The sequence below is a fragment of the Halobacteriovorax sp. BALOs_7 genome (genome assembly GCF_003612895.1).
GTDB classification, from domain to species: domain Bacteria; phylum Bdellovibrionota; class Bacteriovoracia; order Bacteriovoracales; family Bacteriovoracaceae; genus Halobacteriovorax_A; species Halobacteriovorax_A vibrionivorans.
Genome location: NZ_CP027772.1, coordinates 1099133 through 1114456 on the forward strand (window position 1 = coordinate 1099133; position 15324 = coordinate 1114456).

Genomic DNA, 15324 nt, shown 5'->3' on the forward strand with positions numbered 1-15324 from the left:
GTATTTAACCAAATGGAGTTACTCGATGGCCTATCAAAACGATAAGCAAATTATTTATTCAATGAACCGTGTTGGAAAAGTTTATAAGCAAAAGCACGTTCTAAAAGATATCTCTCTCTCATATTTCTATGGTGCCAAAATTGGTGTACTTGGTCTTAACGGATCAGGGAAATCAACGTTACTTAAGATTATGGCCGGCCTAGATGAAGATCACTTAGGTGAGACACATTTAGCAAAGAACTATTCTGTTGGTTATCTGGAACAGGAGCCAAAGCTTGATCCTGAGTTAACTGTTAGAGAGGTTGTTCAGCAAGGTTGCCAGGAGACTGTTGATCTTCTCGCTAAGTTTGATGAGATCTCTGCAAAGTTTGCTGAGCCGATGAGTGACGATGAGATGAATGATCTCCTTGATAAGCAGGCCAAAATTCAAGATAAACTTGATGCAGTTGATGCATGGTCTCTTGATAGCCAGCTTGATCTTGCAATGGAAGCTCTAAATTGTCCTCCTTCAGAAGCAAAGTGTGGAAACTTATCAGGTGGGGAAAAGAGAAGGGTTGCGCTATGTCGTCTACTTCTTCAAAAACCAGATATTTTACTTCTAGATGAGCCGACAAACCACCTTGATGCTGAAACAGTATGGTGGCTTGAAAGACATCTTCAGCAATATAAAGGAACAGTAATCGCCGTAACACACGACCGTTATTTCTTAGATAATGTCGCTGGCTGGATTCTAGAGCTTGACCGTGGACAAGGGATTCCTTTTGAAGGAAATTACACTGGTTGGCTAGAGACAAAAGCAAAACGTCTTGCTCAAGAAGAGAAGTCTGAGTCTAAAAGACAAAAGGCCATGAAGGAAGAACTTGAGTGGATTCGCTCAAACCCTAAAGCTCGTCAAGCTAAGTCAAAAGCTCGTATTAAAAACTATGAAGAAAGAGCAAAGTTATCTAATGAAAAGAGAAATGAAACAAATGACCTTTTCATTCCTGCAGGTCCTCGCCTTGGTGATAAAGTAATCGAAGCAAAAGGTGTTTCAAAAGCATTTGGCGATAAGCTTCTTTATGAAAACCTTGAATTCTCTCTTCCTCCAGGTGGGATCGTTGGTATTATTGGCCCTAACGGTGCTGGTAAAACTACATTATTTAAGATGATTACCGGACAAGAAGAGCCGACATCAGGAACTTTTGATGTAGGTGAAACAGTTAAGCTTGCTTATGTTGATCAAGGACGTGACTTAGATCCAGAAAAAACAATTTATGATGTTGTTGCTGATGGGACAGAGTTCATTAATGTTGCAGGTACTGAAGTTAATTCTCGTGCCTATATTGCAAAATTCAACTTCTCTGGTGAAGACCAAAAGAAGAAAGTTTCTGAACTTTCTGGTGGGGAAAGAAATCGAGTTCACCTTGCAAAAGTCTTAAAAGAAGGTGGAAACGTTCTATTACTGGATGAGCCTACAAATGACCTTGATGTAAATACGCTTCAGGCCCTTGAAAAGGCCCTCGTAGACTACGCTGGTTGTGCTGTAATTATTTCCCATGACCGTTTCTTCTTAGATCGTCTTGCAACTCATATTCTTGCTTTTGAAGGAGAAGGAAAAGTTGTTTGGTTTGAAGGTAACTTTGATGAGTACGAAGAAGATAAGAGAAAGCGTCTAGGTGATGCTGCTCTTAATCCAAAACGTTACACTTATAAGAAATTAACAAGAGACTAATTTTTTGCGTAGTATTTATAAATTTGGTGGCAGCTCGATAAAATGTGCTGCCACTATAAAACAAATTGCAGACCTTATTATAAAGTGCCCAAATAATTGCTTGGTGGTTTTGTCTGCAACTTATAATTCCACAAACGAGCTAGAAGAGATCTTTGAAACTTCTAGTCTTGATCTCGTTAAAGCTTTTTTTAATAAGCATCAAGTTATTATTGATGAATTAGAGACATCCACTGATCTATCTGATTTCCAAAGTGAACTTGAGTCTTATCTTAAAAATGAAAAGACTAAGTCTGTTTTAGATAGTGTTTATAGTATTGGGGAGAGAGTCTCAACGAGGATTCTCTCAGATTATCTTCAAAAGAGGGAAGTTCATAATCATCTTGCAGATGCTAGAGACTATATTACAACTAATCGTAATTTTAATGAAGCTAAGGTTCTCTTTAAAAATACAAAAGATAAGTGCCACCCATTAAATGAGAAAGAACTGATCATTACTCAGGGATTTATTGCAAAAACACTTAGCGGGGAAACTTCTACGCTAGGTCGAGAAGGATCTGATTATTCTGCTGCTATTTTTGCTTGGGCCTTAGATGATGTTCGAGAACTTGTGATTTGGAAGGATGTAAAAGGGATTTACGGCCATGATCCAAAGTTATTAGACTCTGCGCCACTCATACCAAATCTTAGCTATCGTCAGACTAAACTTCTAACAAATAAAGGAGCAAAGATTCTCTTTCACCGTACAATGAATCCATTGATAGAAAAGAATCTGCCCCTAATTGTTAAGAGTGTCTTTTTTCCTGATGAGTCTGGAAGTTGTATTAGTGAAGGTGAGGTTGCAAAACTTAAGGCAATCTCAACTCAAGAGATCGATGGGGCAAAAGCTTTATTAACTGTTTTTGGACTCGATTATGATCAGTTCTTGGTTACAAATGAGCATCCTTATGAACTTGATGAGAATAATGATGACTATTTTAGCTTGGAAGTTAGACAGCAAGATTTGGCGGCGTTGATAAACCTTTTTGGTGATCATCTTTTTTCTTCTCATAAATAGTAGAGTAAATAGGATTATCTCCTTCGCTTCCATAGACTTCTATAATCTCAGTGACTTCTTTGTTTTCAACAAAGACAACATTATCCACGCATTGGCAGATTAACTTTAAGACTTGATTAAATTCAATTCCATTCTTACTCGATGAGAATATAGAAAATAGAGTACTAAGCCTTAGTAGAGTGTCTTTGGCATTATTTGCATGGATTGTTGTCATCATTCCTTTATGTCCCGTATTCATCGCTAGTAAAAAGGGAACAATCTCTTCAGAACGGATTTCTCCTAAGAATATCCTCTTTGGCGACATCCTAAGAGCATAGGTACAATAATCATTTAAGCTCTTTCCTGAGCTCGAGTGCGAAAGGAGGTGAGTGGTATTTGAAATATCTCCATCTATTTCAGCGACATCCTCAATAATGACATGATGTTCATTTGAGTTTGCCATATCTTTGCAAACCTTTAGAAAACTCGTTTTTCCACTTCCAGTCGAGCCAGCAATTACGATATTCTTATATTCATTAACTAATTTATATATATGTGACTTAACTTGATTGTCTTGTGTGAAATTATCTAAATTAAAAACTTCTTTACTATGAACTCGAATAAAAGCTTTCGCTTGCTTAACTGGGGAAAGGCAAGGATGTGTTAAGCTTATTCTCATATCAATTGGTTTTTCTGTAATTATTCTTGAGACTTTGAATGATGCAAATGGTGAACTAAAGCTCCATTCAATATTTAACTTTCTTGTTAAGAAAGTCAGACTTAATTGAAAGTCTTCGTTAGATAGGAATTCTACTTTAAGCTTTTCATTTGTTTTTGCGTGAACTTCGATATCGCTCGGAGAGTGAATAATGAACTCTCTTGCATCATACATTTTAAGAAGATCATCGATATAGCTTTGATTGTATACATGCTCAAACCAAATCTTTATTTGATCGATATTATCTAAGTCAGATAGCCTAAGATTATTAATTGATAGAGCCTCCTCTACGATTAAATCGAAGCTTAAGAGATTTGATTTCTTTGACTTCTCAATTAATAAAGCTCTAAACTCATTAAAGAAAAACTGATTTAAATCTTCCATCTTTATATCCTTACTTAAGCTTTGCAATTGCAATGATTCGTTTATAAGTTTTAAATTTTGCCGAAGAAGAAAAGAGCTTTCCTAAAACTGGAATCTTTCCAAATAATGGAATTGATCTGCCGCTTTGATCATCTGTTGTGAGATCAATTTCAAACATTTGAATAGGTGAATCTTTTTGAATTAGAAAACTTGAGCTCTGAGCGCTTCCATTTATATAAGTGTCGCCATTGTTTTGGGCCATGGGTCTGGTTAGTTTTGTTTGATATTCAATCTTAAATCGATTGTTAATTCTCTCAAGTGTCATTGAGATCTTTAAACCAGCAAAGCGCCATTGAGTATTATTTCCATTGTTGACCGTTGTCGTTGTAAATGGGATCTCTGATCCAATCTGTACCGTCGACTTTTGTTTTGTACGCAGAAGAATCTTTTGCGTTGCTAGTGTTGAAACATTATATTCAGTATCTCTTAACACTATATTCTGATTACGAGTAAGTGCTATTGCTCCATTGTCGAGAAGATCAGTTAAGCCTACATCAATTTGATCAAGTCCAAAGTTAATTTCCTTACCATCAAGACGCTCAATTTGGATAATTCGCATCTCTAATTTGTGATTTCTCAAGTTATTAAACCGTTGAGATGTTCTAAACTTAACTTTGAATTTATCCTTGATAGGTGAGAGAAAACCTTCATCTGAAAGGATCTCTTCAGTTGTTAAGCATATAATATCAAGTTCTTGTTTTTGACATCGAATATCATCATAAAAGTTTTGGAAGAAACGATGGTGAACTTCAGATATAATCTTCTTGGCCACTTTATTTTGTAGCTCTCCTTTATAGATTATGTCCTCATTACTTTTTAAAAGTTCTTTGATTATTCGATATTGATCAATAGTTTTAATATCACTATAGATGAGAAGCTTATCTCCTTTTATTGTTCCTCTGATGCCAAAGTTTTTTAAATTTGATAAGGTCTCAAGGATTTTAAATTGGCCACTTTTAGACAATACATAGACTGTATGGACGACTTTTTTTCCATTGCTTTTCCAGACTGTAACTAGTGACTGTCCCTTCATTTTGCCTTTTATATACAGTTTTTGTTTGGCTTTTATGACCTTGGAAGAGAGGATCTCTTTATTGGAAACACTGAAGTTCTCAGCATCTTTTAATGAAATTTCAGATACTTGACCGATACTGAGTGTTATTTGCTTGTGAACTTGTGCGTAAACGTTTAAATTTACTAAGAACATTAAGCAAATGACTTTGACAAACGGCATGAAAGTTAGTATAAAGCTATACTCGAAAACTGTTTTCAGATTAGTTTTAAATATATTGAGGAGATTTATCATGGTATCAAGAACTCGTGTTACAAGAAATAAGCGTAATGCTAAAAAAACAAAAATGGGTGCTAGAAGAAAAGCGCAAAACAGAAACAAGGGAACAACTCCTAAGTTTAAAATTCATCTAGATTAATAAATCAATTAATTTTTAGATATAAGAAAAGGGCCCTCTTCAGGGTCCTTTTTGCTATTTGTTAAAAGTATTATTTAAAGCGACTCTGTTCTGGCGAACAACTTTAAATTCTTCATTTTTCTCACTAATACAAATATGAAGAAGAGCATCTTTGTAGATGTCTTCACATGGATTACTCTTTTGAATAAACTTAATATCTTCACTCTTTACAGCATTTTCATCTAAAACAAGTTTCATGACTTTTTCAAACATGACGTCCTTAATATCATAAGTATAGACAACGACATTTCGTGCATTAGTGTTTAGGGAAATAAGTAGAAGTAGTAAGCTAAATTTCAATTTCATATACGCCTCCAATAGATTTGGGTTGATTAGTAACTGGATAGGAATCTAACTCAAGGGCCTTGTATGGAGCTATTTTATTCAGTTCTGAAATAGATATTTTTACTAAGTAAATGGACTTCGTATTGTCTTCAAGTCTTTTTACAATCTTTGCCTTGTTTGTAAGGTGGTTATTTCCCGAATATAGGGCAACATATTGGTCTTTTCCAACAAGATTAGTCATCTCATTAATTCTCAGTTTTAAAAGTCTTTCATCTTTAGCAATATTTATTTCTTTTTCAATTGTAGCCTCTGTCATGGGTTGGGATAGGATGAATGTGAAGATATTAGTTAGGACAAGTGCTACCCAAAATCTAAGATAGAGTGATTTTTTTAATTGTTGTTCTTTTTCTTTATTAAATAAAAGCTTAGAAGTACAAGAGTTATTTGATTGCGTTCCATTGCTTGGTAAATTTTTTGATTTCTTGTTGTTTAGAATTTTCAATTTTAATCTCCAGGTTAATTATTAAAACGAGGGTACTTATAAGAATTGAAGACCATAGTATTCCTTCAATTGTTGAAAACCCATTGGTGCCATATGTCTTGAGTTGAGTGTGAAATCGTCTAAGACATAGCCTTTCTTTAACTTGAACTTTAGTGTAATTACGAACGAATGATTTTCTGATAGATCACTTCCTTTGTAGTGAAAAGGCATAAATCCCTTCCATTCTTTTTGAAATATTGCACCTCCATCGAATTGCCTTTTAATTTTCCAGACTTTTTGTCCAAGAGGATCATCCTTCATTAGAGAAACAATATTTAAAGAATTACATTCACTGATTTGTAGCAACTTTAATCGAAAATAAAATCGATAACTTGCTTGTAGGATTTTTAATCCTTTTTCTCCATATGAAAGAAAGGGCCTTAGCCAGCTTAATATTGGTATAAATTTTCCATAAAAGAAGGAGCGAATAACGATATTCGTCTGAGAGATAAACTTGTAAAAGTCATTGTAATGTTTAACGGTTTTTTTTGCACAGATATATGATTTGTTATAGTGCTTGATAATATGAAGTTCTTCATAAGACTTTGCCATATTGTAGAAAGTGATAGCTATAAAAGTCATAAAGAAGAAAGCACCAATAAGACTAACGCTACCTCTTTCATTATTTAGAATCTTCTTATGGTTTAAGTCCATCTTTCATCCTTAGGTAGTGTTTTTTACCTTTATAGATAAGAAATTTTTCTGTCTTTGTTTTCACGAAAGTTAATTGTGAATTTGGATCAATCCATCTCTTAAGAGAAATAAGACTTTCACATGAGAAATGTTTGAATCGTTCATTTTTATGATGAGTATTTGCTAGGGTGTGAACATAGCTTCGAAATACCATCATATTTTTACAACGGTATTTCTCGCTAACTGAAATACCCGCAAGAAATACCGTTAAAATTAGAATAGTTGATATGAAAAAAGGAATGACTTTCATTAGTCGATCTTAATGCTTTCTGTGATCTTTGATGAAGCATCCTCAAGTCTTGTTTTAACTCGGCTACCTAGGCCTTTTACTGCCGTTATACAGATGATTCCTACAAGGCTTGTAATGATCATATATTCCATAACACCTTGGCCTTTATTATTTCTTAGAATCTTTTTCACTTTGTACCTCCGAAAATTAAGTTAGAGGCGTTATAAATGATTGCATGAATGTTTTCATTAAGATGAGAGAAAAACTCGGGGATTATTTCATTTATGAAATAAAGGATTATTTTTCCTAGTATTTTCAGCAAGTTGCTAATAATTTGGGAGAGATTAAAATATCCTTATGAATGATAAAAGTAACTTCTACGTTTTTGAGAAAAAAGAAATCCTATTGGTTGTTATCTTCGTTATTTTAGTAGCGGTAACATCTTTCTTCTTTGGTTTAAAGATTGGTTCAAACTATGCTTTTGAAAAGTCTGGTTTAGATCAAGAAGCTGAAAAGGTTTTAGATTCACCGGTAACACAAAAAGAGAAGATCGAATTAACTTCACCAGAAGAAGAAAAGGTTCAAGAACTTGTTCAAGAGCAACGTACAAAAGACGTTTCGAAAGAAGATCTTAACAAGCGAATTGAGGAATCATTGAAAGAGAAAATGGTTAAGGAGTTCTCAAGTGAGAATAAAGAGTTCAATGATCTCGCTGCAGATACTCCACCTGTTCAAGAACAAGTAGAAGAAAGACAGGTCGAACCAGTTGTTCAAGCTCAAACAGAGACGACTCAAATTCAAGAGACATCAAGTGGTACAGATGAGTACACAGGTAAATACACAATTGTTGTTGGTTCATTTGAGTCAATTGATGATGCTAAAGAATTTGCTGAAGGCTTTAGAGTTCTTGGTTTTAGTCCAATTATTAATGAGAAGGATATTCCTGGAAAGGGGAATCGCTTTCGCGTAAGCTTGGGAGCTTTTGAGAGAATTATTGAAGCGAAGCAGTATGTTAAGAAAAATCGTTCTCTTTTTGCAGGGCGTGATTACTTCTTTACCAAATTTGATTAATTCAGCATTTTAAAATTTTTATGATATGATGGCCCTTAATAATTAAGGGCTTTTTTTTATGAATATTTATACACTTATCATGGCCGGTGGCAAGGGAACTCGTCTGTGGCCAGAATCAACTGAATCTAAACCGAAACAGTATCTTTCATTAGTTGGAAGCGAGACTTTACTTGGTCAAACTCTTGAGCGATTTGATGGTGCAGTTGATATTGATAAGAGATTCATAATTACAACGCGTGATCAAAGTGAATTGGCCATCGATTGTTCTAAGGATCAAGTTAATAAGAATAATATCATTTATGAGCCAACAGGAAGAAATACCGCACCATGTATTCTCTTATCTCTTGCAGCAATAGAAGCAGCAGGAGCTAAAGATGAAGATATCGTAGCTGTTATGCCTTCAGATCATGTCATCTTAAATAAAACGGGCTTTCGCTCGAGTTTCGAAAAAGCAGTTAAGCTATCAAGTGAGTCAAAAACCATTACAACAATTGGTATTCCGCCTCACTTTCCACATACTGGATACGGCTACATTAAGGTTGCGGATGCTCTTGGTGATGGCTTTAAGGTTGAAGAATTTGTTGAAAAGCCAAATTTTGAAAAGGCCACGGCTTACCTAAAGACTGGTAAGTATGTTTGGAATGCCGGAATGTTTATGGCCCCTCTTGGTGTCTTTAAAGAAGAATTTAAGGCCCATTCACCAGAGATGTTTAATTTTTATGAAGATTTAAAGGCCAATCTTAATGAAGAGGCCAAACTGGAAGAAGTTTATAATAAAATTCCAAAAGACTCTATTGATTATGCCATCATGGAGAAGTCGAGCCGTATTACTCTAGTTAAGGCCGAGTTTGATTGGAATGACCTTGGTTCATGGGAAGCACTTGAACAAGTAGTTGACCGTGTGGAAGGAAACACTATAATTGATAGTAACGGAACTTTCTTAAAGGACGCTACGGGAAATATTATTTATGCACCGGATAAGCATGTTTCTTTAATTAATGTTCAAGATCTTGTTGTTGTTTCAAATGATAAGGCCGTAATGATTGTGCCAAAGGATGATTCGCAACGAGTGAAAGAAATTGTTCAACACTTAAAAGATAACAAACGCAAAGAATTATTATAGGAGAATTCATGGAAGTTGTTAAAAAAGTAGGCGAGTATACAATCGTTAAAAAAAGATCTGGCCGTTTTGCTGTTAAAGATGCAAATGGAAAATTTATCAACAAAGAAGAAAAAGTAAAAATCCTTTTAGATGCAGGCTTAATTAAAGCTCCTGCTCCAAAAGTAGAAGAAGCACCTGCAGAGGAAGCTCCTGCTGAAGAAACTCAAGAAGCTGCTGCTGAATAATTCCAATAAAAAAAGCTCCTTAGTGGAGCTTTTTTATATTATAGATAATTTGGTCTTTGATCGTACTCAATCGGATCTTCAATCCCGGCCTTTTGAAAGCCTCTAAGTCTTAGAGCGCATGAATCACACACTCCACATGCTTTGTCCCCTCGAGCATAACATGAATAAGAAAATTGAAGTGGAGCACCTAGGTCTACCGCTTTTTGGACAATCTCATTCTTTGCCATATCAATCACTGGAGTGATGATTTCGATATCACCATCTTTTGTTCCCTGCTTGATTAGTTCATTATAAGCTGCGTAGTAGCTTGGACGACAGTCTGGGTATCCTGATGAGTCTTCATTTACTGCACCGATATAGATATTTTTCGCACCAACTACTTCTGACCATGAAACGGCCATCGCGATGATGTGAGTATTTCTAAAAGGCACGTAGCTATCAGGGATTTCTTCAGAGTCACCCTTGTATTGTTTTACATCGATTCCATCGTCAGTAAGTGAGCTTCCACCAATCTGTTTTAGGAAAGATACGTCGATTACTTTACGAAGAGATTTATCTACACCGTAGTGATCAGCGATTTTTTGGAAGCAATCAAGCTCTCGTTCTTCAGTTTTTTGTCCGTAGTTAAGGTGAAGAAATGCAAGGTTCTCATGCTTCTCATTTGCAATTGCAGCACAAACTAACGAATCCATACCACCACTAACTAATACAACTGCAAGTTTATCACTTTTCAAAATTTTTACTCCTTAACCTTATAGTCCTTCTGCTGTTTTATTAATAAACGCTAAGAACTCATCAGTTACTTTTGAAGCTTTTGCTTTTTTATCTGCTAAGCTTCCTTCTTTTTCCTGAATCATTATGTAGAACTTAATTTTTGGTTCTGTTCCAGATGGGCGAAGATACAGGCGGTTTCCATTTTTAAAGTGGTAACCAATTACATTACTTACTGGATACTCCAGCTTTGACTCTTCACCAGATTCAAGATCTTTAACAATACCTGTCTGATAGTCTTCTATAACGTGAATATCCTGACCACACAAGCTTGACGGAGCTAAGTCTCTAAAATGACTCATAATTCGTGTAATTTTTTCGGCCCCTTCTCTACCTTGGTAAACAAGATTTAAAAGGGTTTCTTGGCTAAAGCCAAATTCTTCATAGATTTTATCGAGGGCCTCAATTAAGTTTAGACCTTGTTTTTTGAAGTAGAGAGCTACTTCTGACATGAATGTTATTGAAGCAACACCATCTTTATCTCGAACAAAGTCATGAGGTAGGTAACCAAATGACTCCTCAGTACCAAATAGGAAGTTTGCAGATGGATCTTCTTTTTCGATCTTATTCATAAGTCCACAGATCCATTTGAACCCAGTAAGAGTAGAATATGATTTAACTCCGTACTTATCTGCAATAAGTTCTTGTAGAGGAGTTGTTACAACAGTTTTAACAAAGTATGGATTTGCTGGCATTGTGCCATTTTCTTTTAGGCTATGTAACATATAGTAAAGCATCAGGATTCCGATTTGGTTTCCGTTGATATACTGAACTTCACCTTCGTGCTCAAAAGCAACTCCAAGACGATCTGTATCTGGGTCTGAACCATAAGCGATATCAGCTCCAGTTTCTTTCATTAAATCAACGGCCATTTTCATTGCCGATGGATTTTCTGGATTAGGTGAGCTTACTGTTGGAAAACTTGAATCTGGCTGGGCCTGCTCTTTTACTACTTCAACATTTGTGAACCCAAGTTGTGCTAAGGCCGTAGTACAAGGAATTAGTCCTGTTCCGTGAATTGGAGTATAGACGATTTTTAGATCCTTCCCATCTTTCTTACACATTTCAGGATTTACTGTTTTAGATAGGATGTCGTTATAGAAGCTTTGTTCAACATCTTCGCCAACCCAGTGAATAAATCCTTCATTTTCAGCTTGGTCAAATTCCATGAATTTAACTGCATCATAAGAAGTAATATCGTAGTAGCGATTAATAATATTCTTATCATTTGGAGGAGTAACCTGTGCTCCATCATTCCAGTATACTTTGTAGCCATTGTACTCAGGAGGATTGTGAGAAGCCGTTACCATAACTCCTGCTTGGGCCTTATGATATCTTACAGAGTAAGAAAGCATTGGCACTGGATTAAGTCTTTTGTAGATATAAGACTCGATTCCATTGGCCGCCATAACGCCACAAACTTCCTTTGCAAATTCAAAAGAGAATTTACGAGAATCGTAGCTAACAGCAATCGATGGATTATCAATTCCGTTTTTAGAACTATAGTCTAAAACTTCACCGGCCAGAGCTTGTGTGGCACGACGTACAGTGTATTTATTAATACGATTATGCCCGGCCCCAAGTATGGAACGTAGTCCACCTGTACCGAACTCGATATCTTTATAAAATCTTTCTTCGATCTCTTTCATATCGTCAGCGTCGATTAATTTTTGGATTTCAGCGCGTGACTCGTCGTCAAAGTAAGGGTTATTGGCCCAAGCATTAGCTTTTTCAAGGCTCGTTGTCATTTTGAAAATCTCCTGTGAAATTTATGATTGAGTATCTTGTGCTATATTCTCAAATCTAGTAGACTTAGGCAAAATAATATCAACAATTTATTACGTTGTGTGTTAATAAAATCAAGGAGTTAACATGGCAAACAAAGATATGAAGCATAAGGATAATGTAGCAGGTAAGTGGTACTGTACAGATCCTGATGATGATAATGGAGAAGGATGCATTGCATGTAACGTTTGTTACACAGGTGCACCAGAGTTTTTCGCTGAAGATGAGGACGGAAATGCTTATGTTAAGAAGCAGCCTGAAACTCCTGAAGATGAAGAGCTTTGCCAAGAGCAAATGGATGCATGTCCAGTTGCTTCAATCGGTGATGATGGATAATTAAAATTTCATATCAAATCTAATATATGCGGAAGTCTGATCAGCTAGTCTGTTCAGACTGTCGTTATCTGTTGCATTCTGAGCGATGCCATTTTTTCTAACTTCAAAAGTAACGATAGCATCATCAAATACATCAATTGATCTTCCAGCAACAAAATCGAAATCGCCATTTTCTGCTAAAATTGTACCTGTTTGAATAATCGTTGAGCCATTTAAACGAAAGTTATTATCAATTCGAGTATTTCGATTTGAGTCATATGAAATATCAGTTTCAAAATCAAAGTTCTTGAATCGAGGTGAGGCCATTGAAACACCGACGCGATAAGTTCCATCTGCTTCGACGTGAGCACTTGCACGTCTACGGCCATTTACTTCTACGGCCATATCAAGCTCCTGATCTTTTGGAGAGAGTTCAAGATTACTTTTGAGATCAATTGTTTCTGTTAGTTTATTATCCACACCAATATTTAATTCTTGATCACGATCTGAAATATCTAGATTACTTCTAATCGTTGTATTCTCAAAAGGCTTACTCTCAGTCTCCATATTAATCAGAGTGAGAGATGTTGGAATATAGTAATCTTGTCTAAGATGAAGGGCCCTATTAATTTTTACAGAACCTAGGCCTGTTTCGTATGATCGATTCTCCAATGCAGATAACTCTCTTCTTCGAGGAATGATCTCTTCTTCAGAAGTTGTAAGATCTGGTAGGGCAAGTTTTCGATGAGCGATAGGATCAACAAAGGATTCCCCAGCATAGTAAATCTGAAAATATGGCCTCTTATCTTTAATATTAACGACTTTGACAAATATATCTTCGCCAACTTCATCCGTGGCCCTAAACCACGTGATATGAGAAAGGATATTTGAGCTACTTTGAAGAGTCATTGAAGAAAACTGAGATAAATCTGCTTCAGATGTAAAAACAAGTTCGAAGTCCTCAAACAGCTCAGGTCTGTAAAAGGCCTCTTTACTGGCAAATGTATTCGTTATGCATCTTGGCTGACCTTCGTTGTCAGTTATTTTTGTATAGTCTAGTACTGCTTGTAATTTAAAGCTTTCCTGTGAAAGTTCAACATTGTCTTTTCTAGGATTGTCTTCATTAAACTTTTGAACAATGTCGACAATTTGAGATGTAAAGTTTGTCATGTCTTGGCATTCGATACAGATCTCTCTAGTACCTTCATTTCTAACAGGGGTTTCACCGTATTCATGAGGGATTAGTCGAGGTGAGACGTGTTTTGGATCTCTGGCCCTGGCAATACGAACAATATCTGAAATAACATCTTTAGCTCGATAATTAGTGCCGTTGATATTGATAACCTGATTAGAAATCGAATCGATACCTGCAATGCTCTTGAGAGCAAGAATAAATGAAAATAGGAATATGCTAATTTTATTTAGTGACACGATATCTATTCGGTTTTCATAGAATGAAGGTTTAGAAAAACTTTAGGAAAATACTAAAATAATTTAATGTAGATGAAAATTTCAGTACTTGCGCAGTTTTGCCGACAGGAATAAAATAAAAGAGTATTTTTACTTACAAAGGACGTAACATGAATCCAACTAATCTACAGCTCGTAGGTACGATTCTATTTGCATGTGCCATCTTGCACACGTTTCTAGTTTCGAAAATTCAACATTTAGCACACAAGTACCCAGAAGGGTCGATGATGGAAAACCTTTTACACTTCTTAGGTGAAGTTGAAGCGGTTTTTGGAATGTGGGCAGCTGCTTTTATTGTTTATTACAGTGCAACTCAAGGTTTTGCTGTTTACGATGATCAGCACAAGGTTGTTGGCGGTGCTCTAAAGTATCTTGAACAAGACGTTAACTACACAGAAGCAGCCTTTGTTTTTGTTATTATGTGTATGGCCGGTACGAGACCAATTATCGTTCTTGCTGAAAAAATTATTGGTATGATTGCTAAGGTTCTACCTTTCCCAGGAAAGATGGCCTTCTATATTTCAGCTCTTATCATTGGGCCAATCCTAGGTTCATTCATTACTGAGCCTGCAGCTATGACAGTTACTGCACTGATCCTTCTTGATTACTTCTTCTCAGATGAGAAGATGAGTATGAAGTTTAAGTATGCAACGATTGGTCTTTTATTTGTAAACGTTTCAATCGGTGGTACTCTGTCTCACTTTGCTGCTCCACCTGTTTTAATGGTTGCTGGAAAATGGCACTGGGGATTCATGCACATGCTGACTAACTTCGGTTATAAAGCAACGATTTCAATTATTATTGGAACATTAGTTATTGCATTCCTATTTAAAAATGAACTTGCAGGAAAGCTTGAAATTAAAGAAAAGAGTGAAAATTGGCTTGCTCCAACTTGGTGGATGACATTAATTCATATCATCTTCATGGGACTAGTTGTTTTCTCTGCTCACCATATGGTTTTCTTCCTAGGTCTATTCCTATTTTTCCTAGGTTTCACAACAGTAACTAACGAATACCAAGATCAAATCAAACTAAAAGAATCACTTCTTGTTGGTTTCTTCCTTGGTGGTCTTGTTACACTTGGTGGACAACAAGGTTGGTGGCTACAACCGATCCTAACTCAGTTAGGTGATTTTGTTCTCTTTGTTGGTGCAACTTCACTTACAGCGATTACTGATAACGCAGCTCTTACTTATCTAGGGACACTTGTTGAACTTACAGATTCGGCTAAGTATAACCTTGTCGCTGGTGCGGTTGCCGGTGGTGGTCTTACTGTTATTGCCAATGCTCCAAACCCTGCTGGTTTTGGAATCCTTAAGGGAACATTTGGTAAAGATGGGATTAATCCTGGAAAGCTTCTTCTTGGAGCCTTATTTCCAACAATCCTAGCAATGGTATTCTTCCAAATTCTTCCTAATCTAGGAAAGTAGATATAACAAGGGCCTCAATTTGAGGCCCTTTTT

At 36.0% G+C, this 15324-nt stretch carries 18 protein-coding genes; 8 read left to right on the forward strand and 10 right to left on the reverse strand.

Features of this window, described 5'->3' with window-relative positions; translation table 11 throughout:
- Nucleotides 1-25: 25 nt before the first annotated feature.
- Entirely contained in the window at nt 26-1711 is a 1686-nt protein-coding gene (gene ettA, locus BALOs_RS05430) for an energy-dependent translational throttle protein EttA (RefSeq protein ID WP_114706440.1), read from the forward strand.
- 4 nt (nt 1712-1715) lie between these two features.
- Complete coding sequence (locus tag BALOs_RS05435; RefSeq protein ID WP_120404531.1) at nt 1716-2765, forward strand: aspartate kinase; 1050 nt, start codon at nt 1716-1718, stop codon at nt 2763-2765.
- Here BALOs_RS05435 and BALOs_RS05440 read toward each other — a convergent pair.
- Both BALOs_RS05440 and BALOs_RS05445 read right to left on the reverse strand, forming a co-directional pair.
- Entirely contained in the window at nt 2698-3846 is a 1149-nt protein-coding gene (locus tag BALOs_RS05440) for an ATPase, T2SS/T4P/T4SS family (RefSeq protein ID WP_114706438.1), read from the reverse strand. The two genes, BALOs_RS05435 and BALOs_RS05440, sit on opposite strands and share 68 nt — an antisense overlap.
- A gap of 10 nt (nt 3847-3856) precedes the next feature.
- Nucleotides 3857-5119: a pilus assembly protein N-terminal domain-containing protein gene (locus BALOs_RS05445; RefSeq protein WP_162929562.1), complete on the reverse strand. Its 1263-nt coding sequence runs from the start codon at nt 5117-5119 to the stop codon at nt 3857-3859.
- 70 nt (nt 5120-5189) lie between these two features.
- On the opposite strand from BALOs_RS05445, the gene BALOs_RS15460 reads away from it, so the two are divergent.
- Nucleotides 5190-5315, forward strand: a complete 126-nt coding sequence (locus BALOs_RS15460) for a hypothetical protein (protein ID WP_255509261.1) — start codon at nt 5190-5192, stop codon at nt 5313-5315.
- Nucleotides 5316-5369: 54 nt separating this feature from the next.
- On the opposite strand, the gene BALOs_RS05450 is transcribed toward BALOs_RS15460, so the two are convergent.
- Genes BALOs_RS05450 through BALOs_RS15295 form a run of 5 tightly spaced genes read right to left on the reverse strand, consistent with a single transcriptional unit; the run spans nt 5370 to nt 7293 of the window.
- Nucleotides 5370-5660, reverse strand: coding sequence for a hypothetical protein (locus BALOs_RS05450; protein ID WP_114706436.1), 291 nt, complete (start codon nt 5658-5660; stop codon nt 5370-5372).
- Nucleotides 5644-6141, reverse strand: a complete 498-nt coding sequence (locus BALOs_RS05455) for a hypothetical protein (RefSeq protein WP_120404533.1) — start codon at nt 6139-6141, stop codon at nt 5644-5646. Before BALOs_RS05455 ends, BALOs_RS05450 begins: the two co-directional genes overlap by 17 nt.
- 36 nt (nt 6142-6177) lie before the next feature.
- Nucleotides 6178-6834: a hypothetical protein gene (locus BALOs_RS05460; RefSeq protein ID WP_114706434.1), complete on the reverse strand. Its 657-nt coding sequence runs from the start codon at nt 6832-6834 to the stop codon at nt 6178-6180.
- Nucleotides 6818-7123, reverse strand: a complete 306-nt coding sequence (locus tag BALOs_RS05465; RefSeq protein ID WP_120404534.1) for a hypothetical protein — start codon at nt 7121-7123, stop codon at nt 6818-6820. The genes BALOs_RS05460 and BALOs_RS05465 overlap by 17 nt, the downstream gene beginning before the upstream one ends.
- Nucleotides 7123-7293, reverse strand: coding sequence for a hypothetical protein (locus tag BALOs_RS15295; protein ID WP_199506624.1), 171 nt, complete (start codon nt 7291-7293; stop codon nt 7123-7125). The genes BALOs_RS05465 and BALOs_RS15295 overlap by 1 nt, the downstream gene beginning before the upstream one ends.
- 166 nt (nt 7294-7459) lie before the next feature.
- Here BALOs_RS15295 and BALOs_RS05475 point away from each other — a divergent pair, with 166 nt between their 5' ends.
- From BALOs_RS05475 to BALOs_RS05485, 3 genes are read left to right on the forward strand one after another with little or no spacing between them, the layout of a single operon-like run.
- Nucleotides 7460-8173: an SPOR domain-containing protein gene (locus BALOs_RS05475; protein ID WP_120404535.1), complete on the forward strand. Its 714-nt coding sequence runs from the start codon at nt 7460-7462 to the stop codon at nt 8171-8173.
- Between the two features lie 58 nt (nt 8174-8231).
- On the forward strand, nt 8232-9296 hold the full coding sequence (locus BALOs_RS05480; RefSeq protein WP_114706431.1) for a mannose-1-phosphate guanylyltransferase: 1065 nt from the start codon (nt 8232-8234) through the stop codon (nt 9294-9296).
- A gap of 8 nt (nt 9297-9304) precedes the next feature.
- Nucleotides 9305-9520: a hypothetical protein gene (locus BALOs_RS05485; protein ID WP_114706430.1), complete on the forward strand. Its 216-nt coding sequence runs from the start codon at nt 9305-9307 to the stop codon at nt 9518-9520.
- A gap of 38 nt (nt 9521-9558) precedes the next feature.
- Here BALOs_RS05485 and queC read toward each other — a convergent pair whose 3' ends face one another.
- Together queC and BALOs_RS05495 are read right to left on the reverse strand one after the other, a co-directional pair.
- The gene (queC, locus tag BALOs_RS05490; protein WP_114706429.1) at nt 9559-10254 is read right to left on the reverse strand and encodes a 7-cyano-7-deazaguanine synthase QueC; all 696 of its coding nucleotides are present in this window, start codon (nt 10252-10254) and stop codon (nt 9559-9561) included.
- Between the two features lie 18 nt (nt 10255-10272).
- Nucleotides 10273-12039 (reverse strand): phospho-sugar mutase, encoded by a 1767-nt coding sequence (locus tag BALOs_RS05495; RefSeq protein ID WP_120404536.1) that lies wholly within the window; start codon nt 12037-12039, stop codon nt 10273-10275.
- A gap of 124 nt (nt 12040-12163) precedes the next feature.
- Here BALOs_RS05495 and BALOs_RS05500 point away from each other — a divergent pair, with 124 nt between their 5' ends.
- Nucleotides 12164-12412, forward strand: coding sequence for a ferredoxin (locus BALOs_RS05500; RefSeq protein WP_114706427.1), 249 nt, complete (start codon nt 12164-12166; stop codon nt 12410-12412).
- Here BALOs_RS05500 and BALOs_RS05505 read toward each other — a convergent pair whose 3' ends face one another.
- Nucleotides 12413-13822: a hypothetical protein gene (locus BALOs_RS05505; RefSeq protein ID WP_120404537.1), complete on the reverse strand. Its 1410-nt coding sequence runs from the start codon at nt 13820-13822 to the stop codon at nt 12413-12415.
- A gap of 149 nt (nt 13823-13971) precedes the next feature.
- Here BALOs_RS05505 and BALOs_RS05510 point away from each other — a divergent pair, with 149 nt between their 5' ends.
- On the forward strand, nt 13972-15291 hold the full coding sequence (locus tag BALOs_RS05510; RefSeq protein ID WP_120404538.1) for a putative Na+/H+ antiporter: 1320 nt from the start codon (nt 13972-13974) through the stop codon (nt 15289-15291).
- Nucleotides 15292-15324: the final 33 nt, after the last annotated feature.

What these genes read in the sequence shown, in the direction of transcription:
- BALOs_RS05480 (WP_114706431.1), top strand. Translation starts at nt 8,232, where the DNA reads ATGAATATTTATACACTTATCATGGCCGGTGGCAAGGGAACTCGTCTG.
- BALOs_RS05440 (WP_114706438.1), bottom strand. Translation starts at nt 3,846, where the DNA reads ATGGAAGATTTAAATCAGTTTTTCTTTAATGAGTTTAGAGCTTTATTA.
- BALOs_RS05495 (WP_120404536.1), bottom strand. Translation starts at nt 12,039, where the DNA reads ATGACAACGAGCCTTGAAAAAGCTAATGCTTGGGCCAATAACCCTTAC.
- BALOs_RS15460 (WP_255509261.1), top strand. Translation starts at nt 5,190, where the DNA reads ATGGTATCAAGAACTCGTGTTACAAGAAATAAGCGTAATGCTAAAAAA.
- BALOs_RS05510 (WP_120404538.1), top strand. Translation starts at nt 13,972, where the DNA reads ATGAATCCAACTAATCTACAGCTCGTAGGTACGATTCTATTTGCATGT.
- BALOs_RS05465 (WP_120404534.1), bottom strand. Translation starts at nt 7,123, where the DNA reads ATGAAAGTCATTCCTTTTTTCATATCAACTATTCTAATTTTAACGGTA.
- BALOs_RS05500 (WP_114706427.1), top strand. Translation starts at nt 12,164, where the DNA reads ATGGCAAACAAAGATATGAAGCATAAGGATAATGTAGCAGGTAAGTGG.
- BALOs_RS05450 (WP_114706436.1), bottom strand. Translation starts at nt 5,660, where the DNA reads ATGAAATTGAAATTTAGCTTACTACTTCTACTTATTTCCCTAAACACT.
- BALOs_RS05485 (WP_114706430.1), top strand. Translation starts at nt 9,305, where the DNA reads ATGGAAGTTGTTAAAAAAGTAGGCGAGTATACAATCGTTAAAAAAAGA.
- BALOs_RS05475 (WP_120404535.1), top strand. Translation starts at nt 7,460, where the DNA reads ATGAATGATAAAAGTAACTTCTACGTTTTTGAGAAAAAAGAAATCCTA.
- BALOs_RS05460 (WP_114706434.1), bottom strand. Translation starts at nt 6,834, where the DNA reads ATGGACTTAAACCATAAGAAGATTCTAAATAATGAAAGAGGTAGCGTT.
- ettA (WP_114706440.1), top strand. Translation starts at nt 26, where the DNA reads ATGGCCTATCAAAACGATAAGCAAATTATTTATTCAATGAACCGTGTT.
- BALOs_RS05445 (WP_162929562.1), bottom strand. Translation starts at nt 5,119, where the DNA reads ATGCCGTTTGTCAAAGTCATTTGCTTAATGTTCTTAGTAAATTTAAAC.